Origin of the sequence: Flavobacterium mesophilum (assembly GCF_039581405.1) — a bacterium.
GTDB lineage: Bacteria > Bacteroidota > Bacteroidia > Flavobacteriales > Flavobacteriaceae > Flavobacterium.
The window spans coordinates 94,397-116,937 of the sequence record NZ_JBCPXZ010000001.1; the positions used below are offsets into that span (position 1 = coordinate 94,397).

Genomic DNA, 22,541 nt, shown 5'->3' on the forward strand with positions numbered 1-22,541 from the left:
AAACCTTTAAAACACTAAGTTTATGAAAAATTTTCAAGACGAAAAACAACAAGATTTGTCCATCAACAAATCAGATGGGACCAATAAATTTTTGACTACAGATCAAGGTGTCAAAATTAACGACGACAACAACTCGCTAAAAGCTGGCGAAAGAGGACCTTCTTTATTGGAAGATTTTATTCTAAGAGAAAAAATAACACATTTTGATCATGAACGAATTCCGGAAAGAATTGTTCATGCACGAGGATCTGGGGCACACGGCTTTTTTGAAGTCACAAATCCAATTCCGGAATTGACAAAAGCAGGTTTCTTGCAAGAAAAAGGGCTAAAAACACCCGTATTTGTGCGTTTCTCTACCGTTGCAGGATCACGAGGTTCAACAGATCTCGCACGAGATGCAAGAGGATTTGCAACCAAATTTTATACGCAGGAAGGTGTTTATGACTTAGTTGCTAATAATATTCCTGTCTTTTTTATACAAGATGCTTCTAAATTTCCTGATCTCGTTCATGCCGTAAAACCAGAGCCTCATAATGAAATGCCACAAGCCGCATCTGCGCACGATACTTTTTGGGATTTTATTTCTTTGATGCCAGAATCGATGCATATGATTATGTGGGTAATGTCTGATCGTGCCATTCCTAGAAGCCTTCGTATGATGGAAGGTTTTGGTGTACATACATTCAGATTAGTAAATGCTGAAAATCAAACTGTTTTTGTAAAATTTCATTGGAAACCAAAATTGGGAACACATGGAGTCGCTTGGGATGAAGCACAGAAAATTTCAGGAAAAAATTCAGACTTTCACCGCGAAGATTTATGGGAAGCTATTGAAATGGGAAATTTCCCTGAATGGGAATTGGGTATCCAAATTATCGCGTCAGAAGATGAAAATAAATATGATTTTGATCTGCTTGATCCAACTAAAATTGTTCCCGAAGAGTTAGTACCTGTAAAGATTATTGGCCGAATGGTTTTGAACAAAAATCCCGATAATTTCTTTGCCGAAACAGAACAAATTGCCTTCCATCCCGGACATATTGTGCCAGGAATCGATTTTACAAATGATCCTTTATTACAGGGAAGATTGTTTTCTTATACAGATACTCAGTTATCACGATTAGGAAGCCCGAATTTTCATGAAATCCCAATTAACAGAAGCGTTGCGCCTGTACATAATAACCAACGTGACGGCCATATGCGCCAAGAAATCAATCAAGGTCGTGTAAGTTATCATCCAAATTCGCTTGGTGGCGGATGCCCCTATCAAGCTAAAATTGCAGAAGGCGGATTTTCTAGTTTCAACGAACGAATTGATTCGCATAAAGTACGTGAAAGAAGCGAAAGCTTTAACGACCATTTTAGTCAGGCGAGATTGTTTTTTGAAAGTCAAGCTCCTGAAGAAAAAAGCCATATTGTAAAAGCGCTCCGATTTGAACTTGGAAAAGTCCAAACCACACCAATACAAATACGAATGCTTGGATTACTATCTCAAGTAGATCAAAAATTAGCAGAAAAAGTTGCTGACGGACTTGGATTAACTGTTCCATTTGTTCCTGAAACGCCAATAAACAAAGGTGTTTCTCCAGAAAATGAAGGTGGGAATCAAGAACCTCACAGTAGAGAATCTTCAGTTAAATCATCTGATGCTTTGAGCATGATAAATAATCCAACGAATTCACCGACTATTGCTACACGAAAAATCGCCATTCTTTGCTCTGACGGAGTATCTGAGGCTTCTGTATTAAATTTAAAAAATGCACTAAAAAAAGAAGGCGCTCAAGGATGCATAATTGCGCCACATTTAGGATCTGTTAAAACAGATTCTCATGCTGAACTTTCTCCTAATTTTAGTTTTCTTACTGCATCATCGGTTTTATTTGATGCCGTTTATATTCCACATGGAATTGATTTAGCAACTTTAGAAAAGAGTGATGATGTAATCGAATTTTTAAGTGATGCTTACAAACATTGCAAAGTAATTGGTGCTGATGGTAAGGCTTCTAAAATAATTAGCCGTGCTTCATTTATTTCACAAATGACTGATTACGATCCAGGAATTGTAATTACCGATGAAATTGCTACCCCAGAATTTGCTCAGGATTTTATCACCGCCATGACCATGCATCGTTTTTGGCAACGTGAAAAAAACTTATATAATTAAATAAAAAAACTCTTGATCATTTCAAGAGTTTTTTATTATTCAAATTTCACTTATCTTTTACTGTCATTCAAGATTAAAACTTTTCATTTTTGATCTCTTCAATTCCTTGCTGATAAGAAGTCACTTTAAAATTTGGAAAACGTGCTCTGAATTTTGAGTCATCAAATACATTGTTGTGTTCATATCTTGGCAAAAGCTCTTGCAATTCTTTTAATCTTTTATTAAAAAAAGAGCCAATTTTAAAGACAAATTTTGGAATAACAGAATAATTTAATTCTCTTCCATAAATCTCCGAAGCCAAAGCGATAAACTTTTTATAAGTTGGATGGCTTTGATCAACAGGCAGATGCCAAGTTTGACCGAAAGCATCGGGTGTATTTCCAATCAATGCAGTAGCTCGGCTTGCATCTGGAGTCCAAATAAGGCTTCTCTTTTTTGAATCGCTCAAAGGTATTTTGAGTTTTTTGTTTTCTTTTATAGCGTTAAAAATTAAAGTATTCGTGATACTTTGCGTTTTCATTGGACCGTAAAATTCGGGAGCACGGCAAATAACCGCTTTCAATTCGCCTGATTTCATTTCGCTTAAAATCATTTCTGCCATTTCTGCTCTTATCTTACCTTTTTTCCCAACGGGAGCAAAAAGAGTTTCTTCAGTAAGAATGGTATCATCTTGCGGATACATGTAGGTATTGTCAAAAAATACCAGTTTACTTCCTGTAATTTTGCAAGCGTCAATAACGTTCCTTAAAATAAGTCGGAATTGCTTTTCCCACAAATCAGTATCCATCGGAAGACCCAACGTAAAATAGGCGATTTCACTTCCTTTTACTGCTTCGATGGCTTTTTCTTTATTGGTCAAATCAGCAGAAAAAACGGTATCTGTTTCATTGACTTTCTGTGCTCTACGACTGACGATTTGAATTTCAGAAGTAAAATTTCTTTTTAATTCTCTTGCAAGTTCCTCTCCAATTTGTCCGTTTGCGCCTAATATTGTTTGCATTGCTAATTCTGTTTTTCTTTCAACTAAATTACAGAAAATTGCAATACCATTATCCCAGCCAAAATCTATGTGTTCTTTGTATCATAAACATAAATCTGAACTTCATCATCGCTGGCAAAAATCCTTCTGTCCGCGGCACATTCCTGTCCAATTTCAGATTTAAAAGCGCTCATCATTGATTCCATTGTTTCAAAATACAAATTAGCTACGCGATATACATCGGAATGTCCTGTCAACGATACGATTGACCCTTCATTAATTTCATATTTTAATAAACCTGGAAGCTTTTTTGCCAAAGGAACATGAACCTCAAAATAGTGTTTTTCAAAGAAAGCGACGTCTTTCGGCGTTTTGTAAATTACAGTCATTTTTGCCATGATAATATTTTGTTTAAATAGTTTAGACTTTTTGTAAGTTAAAATTAATATCATAACTCAATTTTTGTAAAGTGTTAATTAGACATTCTTAAGGGGATATTTGGACAAAAACTTTTCTTATCTTTATAAGAAAAACAAAGATGAAACTGCTTACTATTTTAGTTCCTGAAGGAGAGAATAATCTTTCCAGCATTACAGGCGCCTATGAAATCTTTAATAAAGCAAACGCCTTTTACAAAACAAACGGCAAAAAAGAATTATTCAAGATTCAGCTCGCTGGACTTTCTGAAAAAGTAGAATTTAATGGCGGACTTTTCACTGTAACACCGCATACTCATATTTCTGCCGTTGCAAAATCAGATCTTATCATAATTCCGTCATTAAATCACAATTACAATTTAGCATTGCAACACAATGAGCTATTGGTAAAATGGCTGGAAAAACAATACCACAACGGAGCGGAAATTGCTACAATTTGTACCGGAGCATTTATGTTAGCCGCATCCGGACTTTTAGACGGAAAAAGTTGTTCGACACATTGGTCTGTTACTGAAAATTTTAATCTATTATTTCCAAAAGTCAATTTACGCACTGACGAATTGATCACAGATGAAAATGGAATTTACACCAATGGCGGTGCGTATTCCTTTTTGAATCTGATGATTTATCTTATTGAAAAATATTATGATAGAAAAACTGCAGTTTATTGTGCGAAGGTTTTTCAGATTGAAATGAACCGAAATACGCAGTCGCAATTTGCGATTTTCTCAGGTCAGAAGAAACATGATGACCAAATCGTTCAGCAAGCACAATTGTATATTGAAAAAAATCTCGGAGAAAAAATATCCATAAGCGAATTGTCTTCAAAATTTAATGTCGGCAGAAGAAATTTTGATCGAAGATTTGTAAAAGCTACCGGAAATACACCAATTGAATATTCACAAAGAGTTAAAATTGAGGCGGCAAAAAAGACTTTTGAAACAAACCGAAAAACAGTCAATGAAGTCATGTATGAAGTGGGTTATTCAGACATTAAAACCTTTAGAGATGTGTTTAAAAAAGTTACCGGAATATCACCAATAGAATACAAAAAGAAATATTATAAAGATGTTCTTTTGACAGCGTAACGATTTCTAAATGTTATAATTATCTTATTTTTTAGCCTTATAATCCATTTGCTTTTTTATTCTTTTTAATTTAGAACTAGCTTAAAATCAATAAATTCATAAATGACCGTATGCAGATACTGCCTTCCTCCAGTTTAGCGCCGTATATAAAAAACTACACTATTGTGACGATCGAAAAAGATCTCGACAACGAAGTGTTCTATCCCAGCGGTTATGTTGATTTTATTGTGAACATATCGGAAGGATTTGCCGCTACGATCATCAACGGAAAACAAAAAGATACTCCTGCAATTGAACTTTTAGGGCATCTCACACTTCCTACTCGCCTTTCTGTAGCCAAAGGAACTTCGGTACTTATTGCGCGAATTTATCCTCACGCAAGTGCTTTGTTTTTCTCCGATCCGCTATCAGAATTCACCAATTATGCGACTGATATGTATGATGTTTCTTTAATAGAAAACAGAGAATTATATGGCCGAATCATGGAAGCAACCGAACTTTCTGCCAAAATCAAAATTCTAGAAAATTACTTTCTGAATCAATTGAAAAAAAATGAAACCCGATTAAAAAAAGTTACAACACTTCATGCATTGAGCCAACAACTTTCTATTGATTCACAATTGTCAGTTTTACCAACTTTAGCATTACAATCAGGCTTATCCGAAAGATATGTTCAAAAACTTTATATGTCCAATATTGGCATTAGTCCTGTTGCTTACGCTTCTGTGCTTCGATTTAACAAAAGTCTTGAATTGGTACTCAATACGCCACGATTACTAACAGAAATAGCATATGATTGTGGATATTATGATCAAGCACATTTTATTAAAGAATTCAAAAAATTTACTGGAATAACACCTTCGGCATCAAGAAATTCTATATTAAAAAATGACGCGGATTTACAACAAGCTGTGAACATTGGTTTTTAAAATTGTTTTTCAGTTTGCTTTTCTGCTCAACATTTCTCTCACATAATATCTTTCCTTTGTTACAGATGTTTCTGCATCGTTCGACATATGTTGATTATTTTAGAAAAAAATAATCCTACTTTTGATTCACAAACAAATACAATAGCAATGGAACATCTTTTTTCATACGGAACTTTACAATTAGAGAAAGTTCAACTCGAAACATTTGGCAGGATTTTAAAGGGCGAAAAAGTACAATTAAGAAAATATCAATTAGGAGAAACCGAAATTAAGGATCAATCTGTTATTGAAAAAAGTGGCAAGAATATTCATCCAATTGCAAAGTTTACAGGCAATGAAACAGACGGTATTTCTGGTGTTTTATTTGAAATTACATACGAGGAATTACTACAATCAGATGAATACGAAGTCGACGAGTACGAGCGAGTAAAAGTCGTATTTGATAATAATATTTCAGGATGGGTTTATGTGTGCAGAGAAACAAATAAATTGAATTTGTAAAAGCACCAAAAATAATCTTTAATAAAAATGGCAATACAATTTCAAACTAATCGTATTGCCATCAAATCTTTATTATTTTCCAACAAGTTTTAATTTCAAAACTGTCACAGAATACGCTGGCAAGGCTATTTCTGCTTTTTGATTTCTTAATTTATATGCACTTTCAACCGGATATATCTTTTTCGGATTATCAAACGTATTTTCATCCTGCAAACTTGAACTAGCGAGAGTTATGATACTTCCTGCAGAAGTCAATTTTTCACCTTTTAAATCTACACTAACTTCTTGCTTCGCTGATGATGTATTTACCAATTTTATAATGATCTCTTTTGTATTTGCATCTTTTACCGCAGATGCATACAAGTCATTTTCTCCAGAAACTTGTTTTCCGTTTTTAGTAATTGCAAGCAAATCGGTTCCTTTATTGTTTGAAAATAACTTTTGCACATAATAATTAGCAGAACCATATGCCTGTAAATTGTTAAACCAAATCATATCCGGTGTCCATTGCCAAGCTTCTTCATGAGCCATTAAAGGCGCATACGAAGTCATATTAACCACTTCGGCATTTCGTTCTAAACCAGTCATAAAAGCTGCCTCAGAGAACGCGCATTCCCAGTTATTTCTGTTGTTTGGATTTGCCCCCGAAACACTTTGAGCGGCATATTCTCCTGCAAATATTTTAGGCCCTTTGCGATCATATTTGTCATATCGTGTAGCATTTTCCCTAAACCATTTTGGACTTTCATAATAATGCTCATCAATCAATTCAGCATTCAATTTTTTTAGTTCTTTCATGCCAAAATCAAAAAACTCGCCGCTTGGTGAAGGTCCGCTTCCTGAAACGATTGTAATATTCGGATATTTGTCTTTAATCGCTTTTTCAAAAACTTTATAACGCTCAATATAAGCTGGTCCCCATTGCTCGTTCCCTACTCCAATATATTTTAAATTGAATGGTTTTGGGTGTCCCATTTCTGTGCGGAGTTTTCCCCAAGAAGTAGTTTCTGAACCATTGGCAAACTCAATCAAATCCAAAGCGTCTTGCACGTAAGGATCTAATTCTTCCATTTCTGCTAATTCGCCGGTGTTGTATTGGCAAGCCATTCCACAACTTAAAATTGGCAACGGTGTAGCACCGATATCTTCTGAAAGCTGGAAATATTCGTAAAAACCAAGCCCAAAACTTTGAAAATAATCGGGTGTTTGCTTATGGCTAAACTCAACATTCCAACGGTTCATCATTGTTTTTCTATCTTCCACATTTCCAACTGATTTTTTCCATTGGTAACGATCTGCCAAAGTTCTTCCTTCAACAATACAACCGCCTGGAAAACGAAGAAAACCTGGCTTCATATCATACAAAAGTTGCACAAGATCTTTGCGCAAACCATTTTTTCTGTGCATCCAAGTATCATCTGGAAACAATGAAATCATATCCAAATCAATAGTTCCTGTTCCTTCAAAAGTTATTCTTAGCTTTGCTTTGGCTTCCGTTTGAGTCGCTGTAAATTGTGCCGAATACGATTTCCATTCATTAGATGTTGGAACAATGCTTGTTTCTCCAATCACTTTTTTGTCTTTATCGATAAGCTGAATAATTATTTTTTTGATCGCTTCACCGTGATTAACGGCCTTCAAAGAAAAATTATATTTCGCATCTTTTTTAACTCCCATTCCCCTAAATCCTTCATTAATTATTTCATAGCCTTTAGGATCGTTTACAAGAATTCGGCAAAAGTTTGTATTGGTTTGATTTTTCGCTTCCTTAATTGGAGTCGCAACACCAGAATTCATATTCATTGACGATCTTTTCGTATTCGGTTGCTCCCAACCCATCAAGGGTTTGTCAAATTCAAAAGATCTGTTTTTAATCATTTCAGCATACAAACCTCCATCAGCGGCAAAGTTGATGTCTTCAAAAAACAAACCGAACATAGTAGGCTGTATTTTGGTAATCGTTTTTTTTGTATCAACTTCCAAAGTCGTTTTTTGTGCCTGTCCGTAAATAAAGTTCAATAATAAACTGCCTAAAAATATTCTTGTAATTATGTTTCTCTTCATTTGATCGTAATTCTGCTTGTATAGTATCTGTAAACTTAAAAAAAATGTCTGGATTTCTACTTTTTACTATTGTTTTTTCACAGCTTCATATTTATCTGGAAATGCTGCTTGACCATCTAAATTATTCACTTTTAAGACATCCACATTTTTGCTTTCAACAGCATATTTAAAATAATCCGGTTTGTTCTCTCCCCAAGTTACCGAACAATTTTGAACTTTTATGCTTTCGGCATTATCGAAATAAAACCCTGATGTACTGCCTTTTACAAAACCATCAACTTTTGCTGGTCGACGATCATAAATCCCCCCAGGGAAATTTGAAGTTTTATTGATCGAAACATTGACACCTTCAAAAACGATATTTTTGATTTTATCTTTAGTTTCTCCACTCACAAAAACACCATTTTCACCTGTGCACTGAATGTTGGTGAAATAAATATTGCTGATTGCTCCAACTTTTCCTTCTGTTGCACCTTTTGGAAAACGCCAATTTGCATCTTTATGGTTTCCGCTGGCACGACTAAAAGCAGTTACATAAATAGGTTCTGCCTTTCCCCACCATGTATCGGTAGTCAGACGGCCTTCTACAATAATATTAGAAAAAATGACATCGCTTACAGTTCCTTCATCCCTATTTTGAATTCCGACGCCACGATTACTATTTTTGATAATGCAGTTATTGAAAACCACTTGTCTAATGGCATCCATATTTTCAGAACCAATTTTGATCGCGCAACTGCTGCTTGTCATGGTGCAATTTGTCACCGTTATGTTTTCGCAGGCACCAAATTCTTCAAATTCTCTCCTGTTTTTCAAACAAATGCAGTCGTCACCACTTTCAATATAACAATCGCTGATACGAACATTTTTTGAATGATCAATATCAATTCCGTCGCTATTGCGGACTTTCAAACTGTTTAGTAAAGTAATACTGCTGATTACAACATCATTACAACCAATTAAATGAACAGTCCAATAAGCTGAATTTCCAATGTGAACGTCTTTAATTCGGATATTTTTTCCTCCTATTAAAGTCAAAACATGCGGACGTGGATCCAACACATTAAAAGGTTTTAAAACATAAGAATCCGGCAATTCCTCTCCCATGAAAGAAATTCCGTTTCCATCTATTTTGCCGCTTCCGCTGATAGTGAAATTCTCAATGTTCTTTCCACCAATCCAGATGGTACCTTCACCTTTGTTATCACGAAAGGCACTTTCTGTATATAATTTTTCATCTGGACTCGCCAAAATTTTTGCACCTGCTTCAATATGTAACTCTACATTTGATTTAACATTGAAAGGTCCTGCCAAAAATGTAAATGGAGCCGGAATTAGTACTTGTCCACCCGTCAAACTGCAAGCATCAATTGCTTTTTGAATTACTGCCGCATCATTAGTTTTTCCATCACCTTTAGCTCCATATTTTTTAACATCGTACACCTTTTGCGCTATTGCAGAAAGTGAAATGCAAAACAGAATTACGACTATAACTAATTTCTTTATCATTATTTTATATTTTTTAAGGTGTCAAGTTTCTAAGACACTAAAATTCTACGCTCTTTTTGAGTTATTATATTAATGAGCTGGTAATACAAACGTATTTTGTTTTGGCTCATTTTTTCTTTTTATAGCTTCAGAATCAAGATTACTTGAAAGAACATCTTTAAAAATAATCTGATTTGTTTTATCTGTTGGAACATCAATTTTTTCCATTTTTAGATTTTTTACATCATCAAAGACAAAAGCAGGACGAAAATCTTCTTTTTCCAATGTGATTTTGATATTTTTCATCTCAATTCCGTTGACGTGGCGAACGTAAAAACCAAACGAAGGCAATTCTCCAAACATGGTAAATTCGGGATAGCCTTTTTCATTTTCAAGTACATCTTTTAATCGGCTCAAAGGCAGATAAGCCATTCCTTTTGAGGCCCTACCTGGATAACTAATTTCGATATTCTCTAAAATTACATTTTCGATCGAATGTCCTGGAATTCCAGCAATTGCAGCAGGAAAAGGGTTATGGAAATAATCCACTTCGGGTCCTCTTAAATCATAATCAATATCGGGACGCCCGAACGGAATTTGAGCTTTCACATTTTTAATCGATACATTTTTTATATAACCCGCTTTATCGCCATTTCTGTGGCCTAAACGAATTAAAATCGCGTTTCCTGTATTAACAGCCGTAATATTTGAGACTTTTATATTTTCGATTTCAGCACCATCTACAGATTCAATTGCAATAGCTGATCTGAAAGTATCATAAACCTGAATGTTTTCGATAGTAACGTTTTTAAAACTTCCATAAGAACCAGTTCCAAATTTCACGGCACTTGCACTGGATCGTACTACACAATTTGCAATATAAATGTTGTTGTTTTCCAAACCCGGAGAATCTGATTTTAAGCAAATTCCATCATCTGCAGCGTTTACATCGCAATTTGTAACACTTACATTTTCGCATCCATTGATATCAATTCCGTCATTGTTCCAATATGCTCTGCTCTCTACTTTTACATGATCGACAATTATATTTTTGGACTGCTCAAAACACGTCACCCAGCCAGAACTATTTTTCAATGTAATGCCACTTATTTTTACAACATCACATTTCAAGAACGAAACTAATTTTCCTCTTCCATCTCCGGGGCGTAATCTGCGGTAATTATATTCGGGATCGATTCTTACGCCTGTATGATGCAAGCTATCAACAGCCAATGCCAATTCTCTGCCTTGTCCATCAATACTACCTTTTCCTGAAATCGAAACATTTTTTGAATCTGTTGCAACAACTAAGGCTCTTCTGCCATCATATTTCGGGTAATCATTAACATCGGTACTTCCTAACAAAACAGCATCTTCATCCAAAAACAATTCCACTCCACTTTTCAAAACAATGCTTCCCGAAAGGAATTTTCCTTTTGATAAAACTACCCTTCCGCCTTTATTTTTACTGGCCTCATCAATTGCTTTTTGAATTGCTTTGGTGTTTAGCGTTTTTCCATTTCCGACAGCTCCGTATTTTGTAACATCAAATACTTTTTGAGCTCCAACTGTCAATGAAAAACAAAAAACGACTATTATAATTATATATTTTTTCATTATTTTTTTTAAAGGTGCTAAGGTTCTAAGAAGCTAAGGTTCTTAGGTTTAAACATACTACTCATTAAATATAAAAAATTACCAAAAAACGGTGTATAAAGCTACTAGAACGCTACAAATAATAAACGACCCGATAACAAATTCTGAAGAGACTTTGAACATCGCGGTGTCAACTTCTATTTTATGTGCTTCGTGCTGTAGTTTTGGTTCTGGTTTTAAGATACTGATAGTTCCCATGATCAAAACGATTGCAATAAAAGTAATCGTCATTCGGTCTAAAAATGGATAATCAGGAAAAGCACCATTGGTCCACATTGGCAAAAATTTCAAAACTGCCGCAATTGGCACCGTAAGCAATGCTCCGGCAAGTCCAGCTGTTGCAGTTGTACGCTTCCAAAACATTCCCAATAAAAACACCGCAAGAACTCCCGGTGAAAAGAAACCAACATATTCCTGAATAAACTGATACGCTTGATCCAATGATTTTAGCGCTGGTGCTACAAAAGCGGCAATAATCATACAGATCACTACGGTGATTCTGCCCACACGAACTAATCGTTTTTCTGTTGCAGTTTTATTGAAATATTTTTTATAAATATCTAAAGAAAAAATAGTTGAAATACTATTTGCCTTTCCTGCCAATGAAGCCACAATTGCCGCTGTTAAAGCCGCCAAAGCAATTCCTTTTAGACCAGCAGGCAATAAATTCATCAATGTTGGATAAGCGCGATCTGGTTTTAAAACTCCAGAAGCATCGAGCATTTCATGCTGAAACATTCCGTTTTGGTGCATTACATACATGGCAATTCCCGGCAAAACTGCAATTACAGGAACCAATAACTTTAGAAATGCTGCGAATAAAATTCCTTTTCGGGCTGTTTTTAAATCGGCTCCCAAAGCTCTTTGCACAATATATTGATTACAACCCCAATAAGCCAGATTATTAATCAACATACCGCCAATGATTACAGAAGTTCCAGGTAATTCAGCATAATGCGGACTTGATTTATCGAATATCATGTGCAAATGGTCGGGCGCTTTTTCGGCAATAACCGCAAGTCCTTTTAAAATGTCTTTTCCATATCCAAATTGTTCCGAAAGCAAGGTTAGCGCTAAATATGTAGTCACCAAACCTCCTAATATCAAGACAATAACTTGAAACATATCAGTATATCCGATAACTTTCATTCCTCCCAATGTTACAATAACAGAAAATAAACTTAATGCAATGACACAAAATTCAAAACTCAATGGCGCAATAGACGAAATTGCCAATGCCCCCAAATAAATAATCGACGTAAGGTTTACAAATACATAAATCAACAACCAAATGACAGCCATGATTGCGCTAACGGTATTATTATATCTTTTTGCCAAAAACTGTGGCATTGTATATATTTTGTTTTTCAGGTAAACAGGAAGAATAAAAACAGCAACGATGATTAATGTTGCTGCAGACATCCATTCGTAGGAAGAAATAGCCAATCCGAGCGCAAAACCTGAACCACTCATTCCTATAAAATGTTCTGCTGAAATATTGGACGCAATTAATGAGGCTCCAATTGCCCACCAGGTTAGTGATCCTTCTGCTAAAAAATAGTCATTGGAACTGGTGGCAGCATTTTTCTTGCTTCTGTAAATGTACATTCCGTATGATGTCACAATCACAAAATAAATGAGAAAAACGATGTAATCTGCGGTTTGTAATGAATTCATAATTTGATGGTTAATCAGTGGTTAGTTAGTATAGTAAGTTTGTTTCAACTTAAGTGATCGTATTCAAAATCCTCGGTTGTATATAATTAGACTTTTAAAAACCATTTTTTCTTGTAGAGGAAATACAGCAAAACAAGTTGTACAAAAGTTAAAGACACGGCTGTAAAAACAGGTTGCCAAATAATGGGAGTAAATTTTATAAGCCCGCCAAAGACATAATTCGCAGTATGGGCAAAATCTACCAATCCTTCAGCTGCCATGTATATCAAAATTGAATTGGAACCTATTATTATTAAAGGAAAAGCCCATTTATGAAATCCTAAAATATCAATTATTAAGTAGAAAAATGTAAAAAACAATATGCTACATCCTCCCACAAAACATACAAATGAGCTGGACCATAGATGTTTATTAATTGGAAAGGTATAATCCCAAAGCAATCCTAAAACAATAAAAATAATGGCTGAACCAACTAATATCAATAGTTTTTGATTTATTGAAAAATCGTTTTTAGCTCGCAAAAATGTTCCTAAAAACACTCCTAACAAAGCAGTTGAAATTGCGGGAATTGTTGACAACAAGCCTTCAGGATCATAAACTGTGCTATGCAAGCGTCCGGGTAAAAACAATCTGTCAATATAGCCTTCCAAGGAACCTTCTTTGGTTAGGTTGCCAGCTCCAAAACCTGGAACTGGCACCAACTTCATAACTAAGTAATAACCAAACAAAATACTTAGAAACCAAATTATCTGTTTTTTTAAATCAAAATTCAAATAAATTAAACCTGCAAAAAACCACGCAAGCCCAATACGTCCCAATACGCTTGCAAAACGCGTTTGGTCAAATCCGTCAAAACGCAATAATCCGTTGACAATAAACCCCAAAACCAATAAAATTGATGTTCTTTTGAGCATTGAAAGATATATTCTTTGTTTTTCCTTTGATGGCAATTCCTGCACTGTATTTACACCAACTGCTTTCATTTTTTTATCAAAAGAAAAAGGCATCGAAACCCCCGCCACAAAAAGAAAAACAGGAAATATCATATCGTAAAATGTTATGCCTTCCCACTCTGTATGATGCAATTGCGATGACATCCAAACCAATACAGGTATTGGAGCTGCTTTTGCTAAAGCATGAACAATGTGCTCACCGCTCATAATCCAAAACATTACAAATCCTCTTAGAGCATCCAAAGAAATTAATCTTTCGTTTGTCGTATTGTTACTCATATATTGTATTTAAAGCACTTTAAATTCCATTTTACTCAATCGGTTTTATCACAAAACCATAACTGTATTCGCTTGCATTCAGTAAATATTGTTCATGCGGATAAGCTCCCCAACTGTTATCACCTCCTAATCCTCGTTGTGCCAAATCTGCACAAACGACAACTTCTTTTCTAGGCGTTACATCGCTGATATGCTGATTCTTTTTTGTTAATCCTGGATCAAAATCACTTGGATAATTATTCAATGTACTCATTCCTAAAGGCTGCAATCCTTTAATTTCAAGCCCTTTTCCTGTATTGTCTGAAAGTTTAAACCAACGAACATCTGTTTTATATCCGTTTTCCTGAGGACGTGTATAAGGCACATATTGATCAGAAACTTTGCTTTGGTAAATTCCTTTAATTGCCGATTCATTTCGGTCAGAATAATTTTCCCATGGCCCTCTTCCGTAATAATCAAGGTTTTCAAAATCGGTTTTGAGCGAAAAAATCATTCCGAAACGCGGCATTTCAGGCAAAGGATTGCTTCCTCTTTTAAACGAAGGCTGGATCTCCAATGCACCATCATCATTCAAGGCATATTTTATAGTATAATCTGAAAAAACATCATTCAGTTTCAATTTTGCAACCACATAATTTTTACCGTTTTCTTCTACTACCTGAATGTTTTCCAAACTAGTATTATTACCTGCATTTCGCCAGACATTCAATTTTATTGGCATTTTGTTTCCAAAATCATTATCAGTAGGCGCTCTCCAGAAATTAGGCTCCGGATAGTGCTTGAAATATTCTTCTCCTTTTGAGCTGTAATATGTCATTAAGCCTGTTGATTTGCTAATCTTAACCACCACATTTGATGTGTTTAGAACGAATTGGTCTTTATCTTCGCTTATTTTTGAAGAAGAATTCTTGTCTTTCGATTTTGTAAAATAATCTCCACTTTCAATGACAAATTGTTCTCTAGCGATCTCAAAATTTTGTGGCATCAATTCAGAACCTGTTTTGGTATAGGCAAATACATTTAATAAATATTCTGTACCCACTTTTGAAACTATTTTTGGTAAATCAAGTTTAAATTCTTTCTCTGATTTCGGATTCAAATCCACATTAATTAAGCCTTCTTTTATAACCTTTCCATTCTCTAAAACTTGATATTTAAAATCGTAAACATTCAGATTTGTAAAACCAAAGTCATTTATAATTTGAATTGTACCGTTTTTTATATCAATTGCTTTGAACAGGATGTCCTGATACACTTTCTTTACTTCATAGGCCGCAGGATGCGGAATTCTGTCAGGCCAAATCAATCCGTTATGGCAAAAATTTTCGTCATTGGTGTAATTTTGGCTTCCCAAATCTCCTCCATATGCCCAATATTTGCGTCCCGCTTCATCATATGTTTCAAATCCTTGGTCTACCCAATCCCAAATAAAACCACCTTGCATGTTTTTGCTTCCGCGGATAATATCCCAATATTCTTGGAAATTCCCATTGCTATTTCCCATCGCATGTGAATATTCACACATAATAAAAGGGCGTTTCACTTCTTTTCGAGCAGCATATTCCTTCATGTATTCGATCTTTGGATACATCGGACAAACGACATCTGTATTTTCGTTTTCCTTGGCTTGCTCAAACTGAACCAATCGGGTTTTGTCTCTGTTTTTTATCCATTTGTACGCATCGTGAAAAACGGGGCCATTTGCACTTTCATTTCCTAAAGACCAAATGATTACTGAAGGGGCATTTTTATCCCTTTCCACCAAACTATAAATTCTGTCCATGTGAGCGGCATGCCATTCAGGAAGGTGACCTAGATTAGTTTTTGGATTCATCCACATAAGCGGTTGTCCCTCTACTCCCATTCCGTGACTCTCGATATTCGCTTCATCAATCAAATACAATCCGTACTTATTGCAAAGTTTCATCCAGACTACATTGTTAGGATAATGGCTAAGACGGACGGCATTGATATTAAATTGCTTCATTAATTTAATATCTTTCATCATCGTCGCTTCGTCTTGATAATGACCAGTTATCGGGTTGTGCTCGTGAATATTTACGCCATGAAATAGTATTCGGACACCATTCACTAGCAATTGCCCATTTTTCAGTTCCACTTTCCTAAATCCGATTTCTGTAGAAACCGATTCTATGACATTCCCTTTTTCGTCTTTTAACGTCAGTAGTAAAGTATATAAATTAGGCGCTTCAGAACTCCATAATTTTGGATTGGAAACATTTTCAGAGAAAATAACAGTCTGCGTTTTATTTCCTTCGAAATTTACTTTCAATTCCTTTACAAAAACATTTTGTCCAAAAGAATCAACCAACTTAGCTTCCAACTTTTGATTGTTCACTGAAGTTGAAGTCAGGTTTTTCAAACTAACGTCAACATTCAGGCTTCCATTTTTATAATTAGAATCTAAATCAGGTTTTGCAAAAAAATCTGAAATTCGGATGTGATTAGTACTGTACAGATAAACATTTCTATCAATTCCAGAAAGCCTCCAAAAATCTTGATCTTCAAGGTAAGAACCATCGCTCCATCTATAAACTTCAACAGCTACGCTATTTTTTCCTGATTTCAAGTATTTCGAAATATCAAATTCAGCTGGACTTTTTGTGTTTTCTGTATAACCAACTTTTTCACCATTTACCCAAATATACATGGCCGAAGTTCCTGCTTCAAAATGAAGAAATACGTGTCTGTTTTTCCAAGTTTCTGGTAAAATAAAATCTCTTTTATAAGACCCAACCGGATTATCAGAATGATTTATAAAAGGTGGATTTTTTTCAAATGGATACGTTATATTAGTGTAAATTGGAATTCCATAACCTTTTAATTCCCAATTTGAAGGCACCAAAATTTCTTTCCAATTGATTGTATTGAAATCATTTTTATAGAAATCTTTTGGTCGCTGATCTGGTGTTGGCGACCAGGAAAATTTCCAATTTCCATTTAATGAAAAATACCATGGCGAACTACTATAAATATCCTTTAAAGCCGACTGTTCATCTGCATAGGGAAGAAACGTCGCGCGCGCCGGTTCTCGATTGATCTGAAACACCTCTGGATTTTCCCAATCGTTTCTACTGTTTTTTTCTTGCCCAAAAACAATAGAACCGCAAATGGCAAAAAAGCTTAATAAAAATATTTTAGTTCTGATAATCTTCATTTTATTCATTTAAATAATTCAACAAAGAGCCTTTCCCACAAGATTTAAAAACCTTGCAGGAGGATTCTCTTCATAAAAATAGAATGTGACGTGTATTCTAAAAATTAAGTTTTTCCGGCAGATACTTCGCAACTAATTCTTTGTAATATGGAAGCAAAGCTTTTACATCTGGCTTTACTGGGGCTTTTGTATATAAATCATACGGATTGAACTTTTTGACCCATTCGAACATTTCTATATCCTTTTCATTCATCAAATGTGCATAAGCATTTTCTCTATGTTGTGAATAAAAAGAATGGTATCGAATCATGTATAATGCTGGATCTGGCAAATAATCTTTCATAATTTGGTACAGATATTCATCATGGCCCCAACTCATTTTTACTTTATCGAGACCACAATTTTCAGTATAAATTCCTAATTTGGTATTGAATCTTTCATCGCTGTAATCTGGATTATCTTTAAAAAATTCAGGATAAACGATTTTATCTGAATAAGCACAACCTACAGGAAATGTATCGCCCACTACTGCCCATTGTGGCTCGCCAAACAAACAAAGCACTTTTCCTAAATCATGTAAAAATCCTGTAAGAACGAACCAATCTTCGTGACCATCTGCTCTAATTGCTTCTGAAGTTTGCAAAAGATGTTGTGTTTGATCTAAATCAATATCTGGATCACTGTCATCAACAAGGGTATTCAAGAACTCAACAGCTTCCCAAATTGACATGCTTTTTTTGTTGAACTGCAAAAACTCCTCTTCCTTGCTGCACACAAAATCATAAGTTTGATAGGTGTGATTCATTCTGTAAAACTCTTTGACTGTTTCTACTCTTTCTGAATCGACGTAATTTCTAAACTCTTCTTTCTCTTTTATATTTTCAGCTGGATCAGGATAACGTATCAATAAATCATCTTCCCATTCGTCCAAATTTTTTAACGGCTTATCAGTGTCTATTATCTTTTTCATGACATTTTTATTAATGATTACTAAACAAAAATATAATATCAACTAGAAAACAGAATGGACTAATTCATCAAAAACATGGATATATTTTGAAATCAATAATTGATTATCAATACTTTAAAAAATCAACCATTAATTAGCTTACTTGGCGGGAATCCAAATTGCTTTTTGAAACAACGACTAAAATACAGTGGGTCATTAAAGCCGACTAACTCCGTAACTTCAGAAACATTATAGCGTTTTGTCTTTAAAAGTTGTGCCGCTTTTTTCAAACGTATGGTTCTGATAAATTCATTTGGAGCCAAATCAGTCAGTTCTTTAATTTTTCTGTAAAGTTTAGAAGAACTTACCCCTAATTTGTCACAAAGAAATTCTGTCGACAATTCAACTTCGCTTAAATTATCATTAATCAAGTTCGTGATTTTTTCCATAAATTCTTCATCGATTGGAGAATGTGTCAGTAAGCTAGCTTTACTATCTACTTCGCCTGAGAATTTTTCTTTTAGTTCTAATCTCGATTTAATGATGTTTTCAATAACAGTTTTAAGCAACGAAGGCTCAAACGGTTTTACAATATAACCGTCAGCACCTACGCCGTAACCTCTTACTTTATCATCATTTTCAGAAAGCGCTGTCAATAAAATAACCGGAATGTGACTTATAAATTCGTCCCTTTTCAATTCCTCGCAAAACTCCAGTCCGTCCATTACAGGCATCATAACATCAGCAACGCAAAGAATTGGCTTAATTTGTCTGCAAATTTTTAGTCCTTCCATTCCATTTTCGGCTTCGTAGACTTTGTAATAATCAGAAAGATAATCCACCAGATATTTTCTCAGTTCAGTATTATCTTCAACAACTAATATCTTTTGTTTTAACTCTGTGTTTTGCAGAATCTTTTTTGGCGCTTTTTCAGGAAGCAACATACTTTGATTGTCGTTTTTCAAAACGAACTCAAAAACCTCTTTATCGGTATAAAAACTACGTTCGATTGGCAATTCGACCGTAAAAATACTTCCTTCTCCTTCTGTACTTTCTAATTTAATGGTGCCTTTATGAAGTGCTACCAAAGACTTCACCAATGACAAACCAATTCCAGAACCGGTATTTTGATTTTTATTTCCTTTTACTTGATAAAAACGTTTGAAAATTTTCTCCTGGCTTTTCAGCGGAATTCCGATTCCATCATCGCTTACCTCTATAATCAACCTGCCTTCTTCTCCATCTTTGAGTCTGATGAACAAATCTACATTTCCGAATTTATTCGTAAACTTTAAAGCATTGGACAATAAATTGTACAAAATTTTATCATACTTGTCATTATCAACCCAACCCGTTAAATTCTCATTCTCGGTAGTGAAATTTAGGGTAATATTTTTATTGTATGCCAACTCTTTAAACGATTCAAATATGTTTTTAGAATATGAGATAATATCCGTTTGAGAGACTTTCAGCTTTAATTCTCCAGCTTGAGCACGTCTAAAATCCAAAACCTGATTCACAAGATTCAGCATTCTGCTCGCATTCTGATGAATTAGATTATATCTACTTTTTTGATATTCGCTTGCATTTCCTTCTTCCAATAATTGCTTGGCAGGACCTAAGATTAAGGTTAAAGGCGTTCGCAATTCGTGCGAGATATTGGTAAAAAAACGAAGTTTTTCATTATTCAGTTTTATATCTTGTTCTCTCTTGATTTTCTCCGTAAGCAATTCTTGTTTTAATCTGATGCGGTTTCGAATTTCTTTGCGAACAAAATAAAACAACATACATAACAATATAAAAAGCAAAAACAACGCGAAAGGCGTCAACCAAAAAGGAGGATGAATGACGATTTCATATGAAACCACTTTGCTCCAATGTCCGTCGCTGTTGCTTGATCGAATTTTAAATGTATAATGTCCTGGATAAAGGTTGGTGTATTGAACTGTTCTTGAATTGCTATTAGTAGTAATCCAATTTTTATCAAAACCTTCCAGCATATATTCGAACTTATTCAGTTTTTCATTTGTAAAAGACGGAGTTGAAAATTGAAGCGAAAAATCACGGTTTTTGTAACTCAGTTTTACTTCTTTGCTGTAATTCAAATCAATTACAAGTGGTATTTGACCATTAATTTCCGTACCAGGAACAATCTCTTCATTCTGAATTTTAAATTCGGTAATAACGGGTGATGGCGACCATTTATTATTGACTATTTTATCCAAAGAAAAATAAATAATACCGTTTTTAGTTCCTAAATAAATGTTTGAACTATTAAAATTGAAAAAGCTGCTAGAGCTAAAAACATCCAGCCTGTTGCCGCTTTTTACGTGATAAACATTTACATCTTTTAAATTAGAATTAAGTCTTGCGACCGTATTGTTGTTGATGTTCAACCATAAATTTCCTTTCGCATCTGATAGCATATCTGTTATCCAGTTCCCCGATAATTCTTTAGGATTCGTCAGTGGAAAAAAATTATCCTTAGATGGGGAATAAAGACATAAACCAACACGTGTCGAAGCCCAGATTCTACCTTTAATATCGACCAAAATATCACTAATATTGTCATCGTGTGGTATGCCTTTTTCTTTAGCATACAAAGACTTATAGATTTTAATATTACCTGTTTTTATGTTGTACTTTGCCACTCCAGTTTCAGTTGCTATCCAAACATTATTGGCTTTGTCTTTTTCTATTGCATTGATTTGAAAACCTGGAAGAAGTTTTCCAGTCGAAGTTTGAACTTGCAACGTTTGAGTGTTTAAAATCACAGCACCTTCACCAAAAGAGCCAACCATCATGCTTTGTTCGCCAATTTTACTAAAAGCGAAAACAGGTGCTGTATTAAAACCGATATGCACTTCTTTCGAAGAATTGGTCAAATAATTATAAACTAAAACATTTCCATTCCAGAGTCCGCAATAAAATATTTTTCCATCATCTGAATAGATACTTACCATGTCTTTTTGAACATTGTAAAGTGGACTAAAGCCTTTTGCATTTGAAATAAAAAGCCCGTTATGTCTAGTTTCTACAATAACTTTTCCATCATAGGTTTTAGCAAATCCTCTTATTCTAGGTGATTGATTTCCAATAAAATGTGATATATCTTTATTAAGAACGAACTGATTCTCATAAGGATCGTATTTGTCTAATCCATCTTCAGTTCCAATCCACAAAACTCCTGAAGCATCAAAGTATAATGATGATACCAAATTATCGACAATTGAAGAATCATCAGATAAAATAGAATAATACCATTTGTAATTTCCTTTTTGAATGTCTTCTAACTGATTGCAAACCAATAAACCACCAAGTGTTCCTACCCAGTATTTCCCGTCTGGAGCCTGAGCTACTGAAATAAAATATGGCCCTAGGTTGTTTCGTATCTCTTTGTTTTCAATATACAGGTTTACGAATTGATTTGCAGTTTTATCCAGTTTGTACAAACCTTCTCTCGTTCCTATAAAAATATCAGACTTTGCGTCTTCGTAAATAAAGTTGATGTAAGGATTTTTTTCAGTAGAATTAGGAACTTTCAATATATAATTGACAATACGAACAATTTCTCCTTTAGCATCTAATGAAATTCTTGCTACTGATCCGGTTTCATAACTACCAATCCAGATGCCTCCTTTTTTGTCTTCAAAAATTTCATTTACGTACTGAAATCCCGGTATCGGTACTTTCTCAAAACGATTTTCTTTTTGAAAAAAAATGTAAACTCCCTTGGTTTTAGTTCCAACCCAAATTCTTTTAAACTTATCTACATGAACCGATCTGATTTCTTCATCTGGCAAACTTTTAGGGTTATTTGCCTGAGGCAAAAAAGTGACAAATTTATTTGTATCAATTTTATAAAGCGTCAATCCTTTTCTGGTTCCAATCCATAAACTGTTGGATTCTTCATCAAGATCGAGTGCTGTAATATCATCATTATGCAATCGATTTTCACTTGGTGAAGCGCTCATGTATTTTTTAAATTGATATCCATCAAAACGATTTAATCCAGAAAAAGTACCAAACCACAAAAAGCCTTTTTTATCCTGTACAATATGACGCACCGAATTATGGGACAATCCGTTATTGTCGTTAAAATGATCAAATTTAATATTCTGACAATGAGAATAATAACTAAAAATCAAGCAAAAAAATAATATAAAGGAATTTTGTTTCATGTTATGAATTCTATATGC

14 protein-coding genes are annotated in these 22,541 nt (G+C 34.6%); 4 read left to right on the forward strand and 10 right to left on the reverse strand.

Annotated features, from left to right (window positions below):
• Nucleotides 1-22: 22 nt before the first annotated feature.
• A complete protein-coding gene (locus AAYQ19_RS00420) occupies nucleotides 23-2,164 on the forward strand; it encodes a catalase (protein WP_343532689.1) in 2,142 nt (713 codons plus the stop codon).
• A 73-nt stretch (nucleotides 2,165-2,237) separates the two neighbouring features.
• On the opposite strand, the gene AAYQ19_RS00425 is transcribed toward AAYQ19_RS00420, so the two are convergent.
• Nucleotides 2,238-3,164 (reverse strand): NAD-dependent epimerase/dehydratase family protein, encoded by a 927-nt coding sequence (locus tag AAYQ19_RS00425; protein ID WP_343532691.1) that lies wholly within the window; start codon nucleotides 3,162-3,164, stop codon nucleotides 2,238-2,240.
• Between the two features lie 65 nt (nucleotides 3,165-3,229).
• Nucleotides 3,230-3,541: an EthD family reductase gene (locus AAYQ19_RS00430; RefSeq protein WP_343532693.1), complete on the reverse strand. Its 312-nt coding sequence runs from the start codon at nucleotides 3,539-3,541 to the stop codon at nucleotides 3,230-3,232.
• Nucleotides 3,542-3,681: 140 nt separating this feature from the next.
• On the opposite strand from AAYQ19_RS00430, the gene AAYQ19_RS00435 reads away from it, so the two are divergent.
• The 3 genes from AAYQ19_RS00435 (at nucleotide 3,682) to AAYQ19_RS00445 (ending at nucleotide 6,098) form a co-directional block, all read left to right on the forward strand.
• The gene (locus tag AAYQ19_RS00435) at nucleotides 3,682-4,668 is read left to right on the forward strand and encodes a GlxA family transcriptional regulator (protein WP_343532695.1); all 987 of its coding nucleotides are present in this window, start codon (nucleotides 3,682-3,684) and stop codon (nucleotides 4,666-4,668) included.
• 110 nt (nucleotides 4,669-4,778) lie between these two features.
• Nucleotides 4,779-5,597, forward strand: coding sequence for a helix-turn-helix domain-containing protein (locus tag AAYQ19_RS00440; RefSeq protein ID WP_343532697.1), 819 nt, complete (start codon nucleotides 4,779-4,781; stop codon nucleotides 5,595-5,597).
• A gap of 147 nt (nucleotides 5,598-5,744) precedes the next feature.
• The gene (locus AAYQ19_RS00445; RefSeq protein WP_343532699.1) at nucleotides 5,745-6,098 is read left to right on the forward strand and encodes a gamma-glutamylcyclotransferase family protein; all 354 of its coding nucleotides are present in this window, start codon (nucleotides 5,745-5,747) and stop codon (nucleotides 6,096-6,098) included.
• Nucleotides 6,099-6,170: 72 nt separating this feature from the next.
• On the opposite strand, the gene AAYQ19_RS00450 is transcribed toward AAYQ19_RS00445, so the two are convergent.
• The 8 genes from AAYQ19_RS00450 to AAYQ19_RS00485 all read right to left on the reverse strand — a co-directional run bounded on the left by AAYQ19_RS00450 (nucleotide 6,171) and on the right by AAYQ19_RS00485 (nucleotide 22,523).
• Nucleotides 6,171-8,162 carry an alpha-L-arabinofuranosidase family protein gene (locus tag AAYQ19_RS00450; protein WP_343532701.1) on the reverse strand — a complete coding sequence of 664 codons (1,992 nt, stop codon included), beginning with the start codon at nucleotides 8,160-8,162 and terminating at the stop codon, nucleotides 6,171-6,173.
• A gap of 66 nt (nucleotides 8,163-8,228) precedes the next feature.
• Complete coding sequence (locus AAYQ19_RS00455; RefSeq protein ID WP_343532703.1) at nucleotides 8,229-9,671, reverse strand: glycoside hydrolase family 28 protein; 1,443 nt, start codon at nucleotides 9,669-9,671, stop codon at nucleotides 8,229-8,231.
• Nucleotides 9,672-9,740: 69 nt separating this feature from the next.
• The gene (locus tag AAYQ19_RS00460) at nucleotides 9,741-11,267 is read right to left on the reverse strand and encodes a glycoside hydrolase family 28 protein (RefSeq protein WP_343532705.1); all 1,527 of its coding nucleotides are present in this window, start codon (nucleotides 11,265-11,267) and stop codon (nucleotides 9,741-9,743) included.
• Between the two features lie 78 nt (nucleotides 11,268-11,345).
• The gene (locus AAYQ19_RS00465) at nucleotides 11,346-12,983 is read right to left on the reverse strand and encodes a sodium:solute symporter family transporter (RefSeq protein ID WP_343532706.1); all 1,638 of its coding nucleotides are present in this window, start codon (nucleotides 12,981-12,983) and stop codon (nucleotides 11,346-11,348) included.
• Between the two features lie 86 nt (nucleotides 12,984-13,069).
• A complete protein-coding gene (locus tag AAYQ19_RS00470; RefSeq protein WP_343532707.1) occupies nucleotides 13,070-14,215 on the reverse strand; it encodes an acyltransferase family protein in 1,146 nt (381 codons plus the stop codon).
• 31 nt (nucleotides 14,216-14,246) lie between these two features.
• Nucleotides 14,247-17,393 carry a beta-galactosidase, LacZ type gene (lacZ, locus tag AAYQ19_RS00475; RefSeq protein ID WP_343532708.1) on the reverse strand — a complete coding sequence of 1,049 codons (3,147 nt, stop codon included), beginning with the start codon at nucleotides 17,391-17,393 and terminating at the stop codon, nucleotides 14,247-14,249.
• Between the two features lie 97 nt (nucleotides 17,394-17,490).
• Nucleotides 17,491-18,363: an inositol oxygenase family protein gene (locus tag AAYQ19_RS00480; protein ID WP_343532710.1), complete on the reverse strand. Its 873-nt coding sequence runs from the start codon at nucleotides 18,361-18,363 to the stop codon at nucleotides 17,491-17,493.
• A gap of 122 nt (nucleotides 18,364-18,485) precedes the next feature.
• Nucleotides 18,486-22,523 (reverse strand): hybrid sensor histidine kinase/response regulator, encoded by a 4,038-nt coding sequence (locus AAYQ19_RS00485; protein WP_343532712.1) that lies wholly within the window; start codon nucleotides 22,521-22,523, stop codon nucleotides 18,486-18,488.
• Nucleotides 22,524-22,541: the final 18 nt, after the last annotated feature.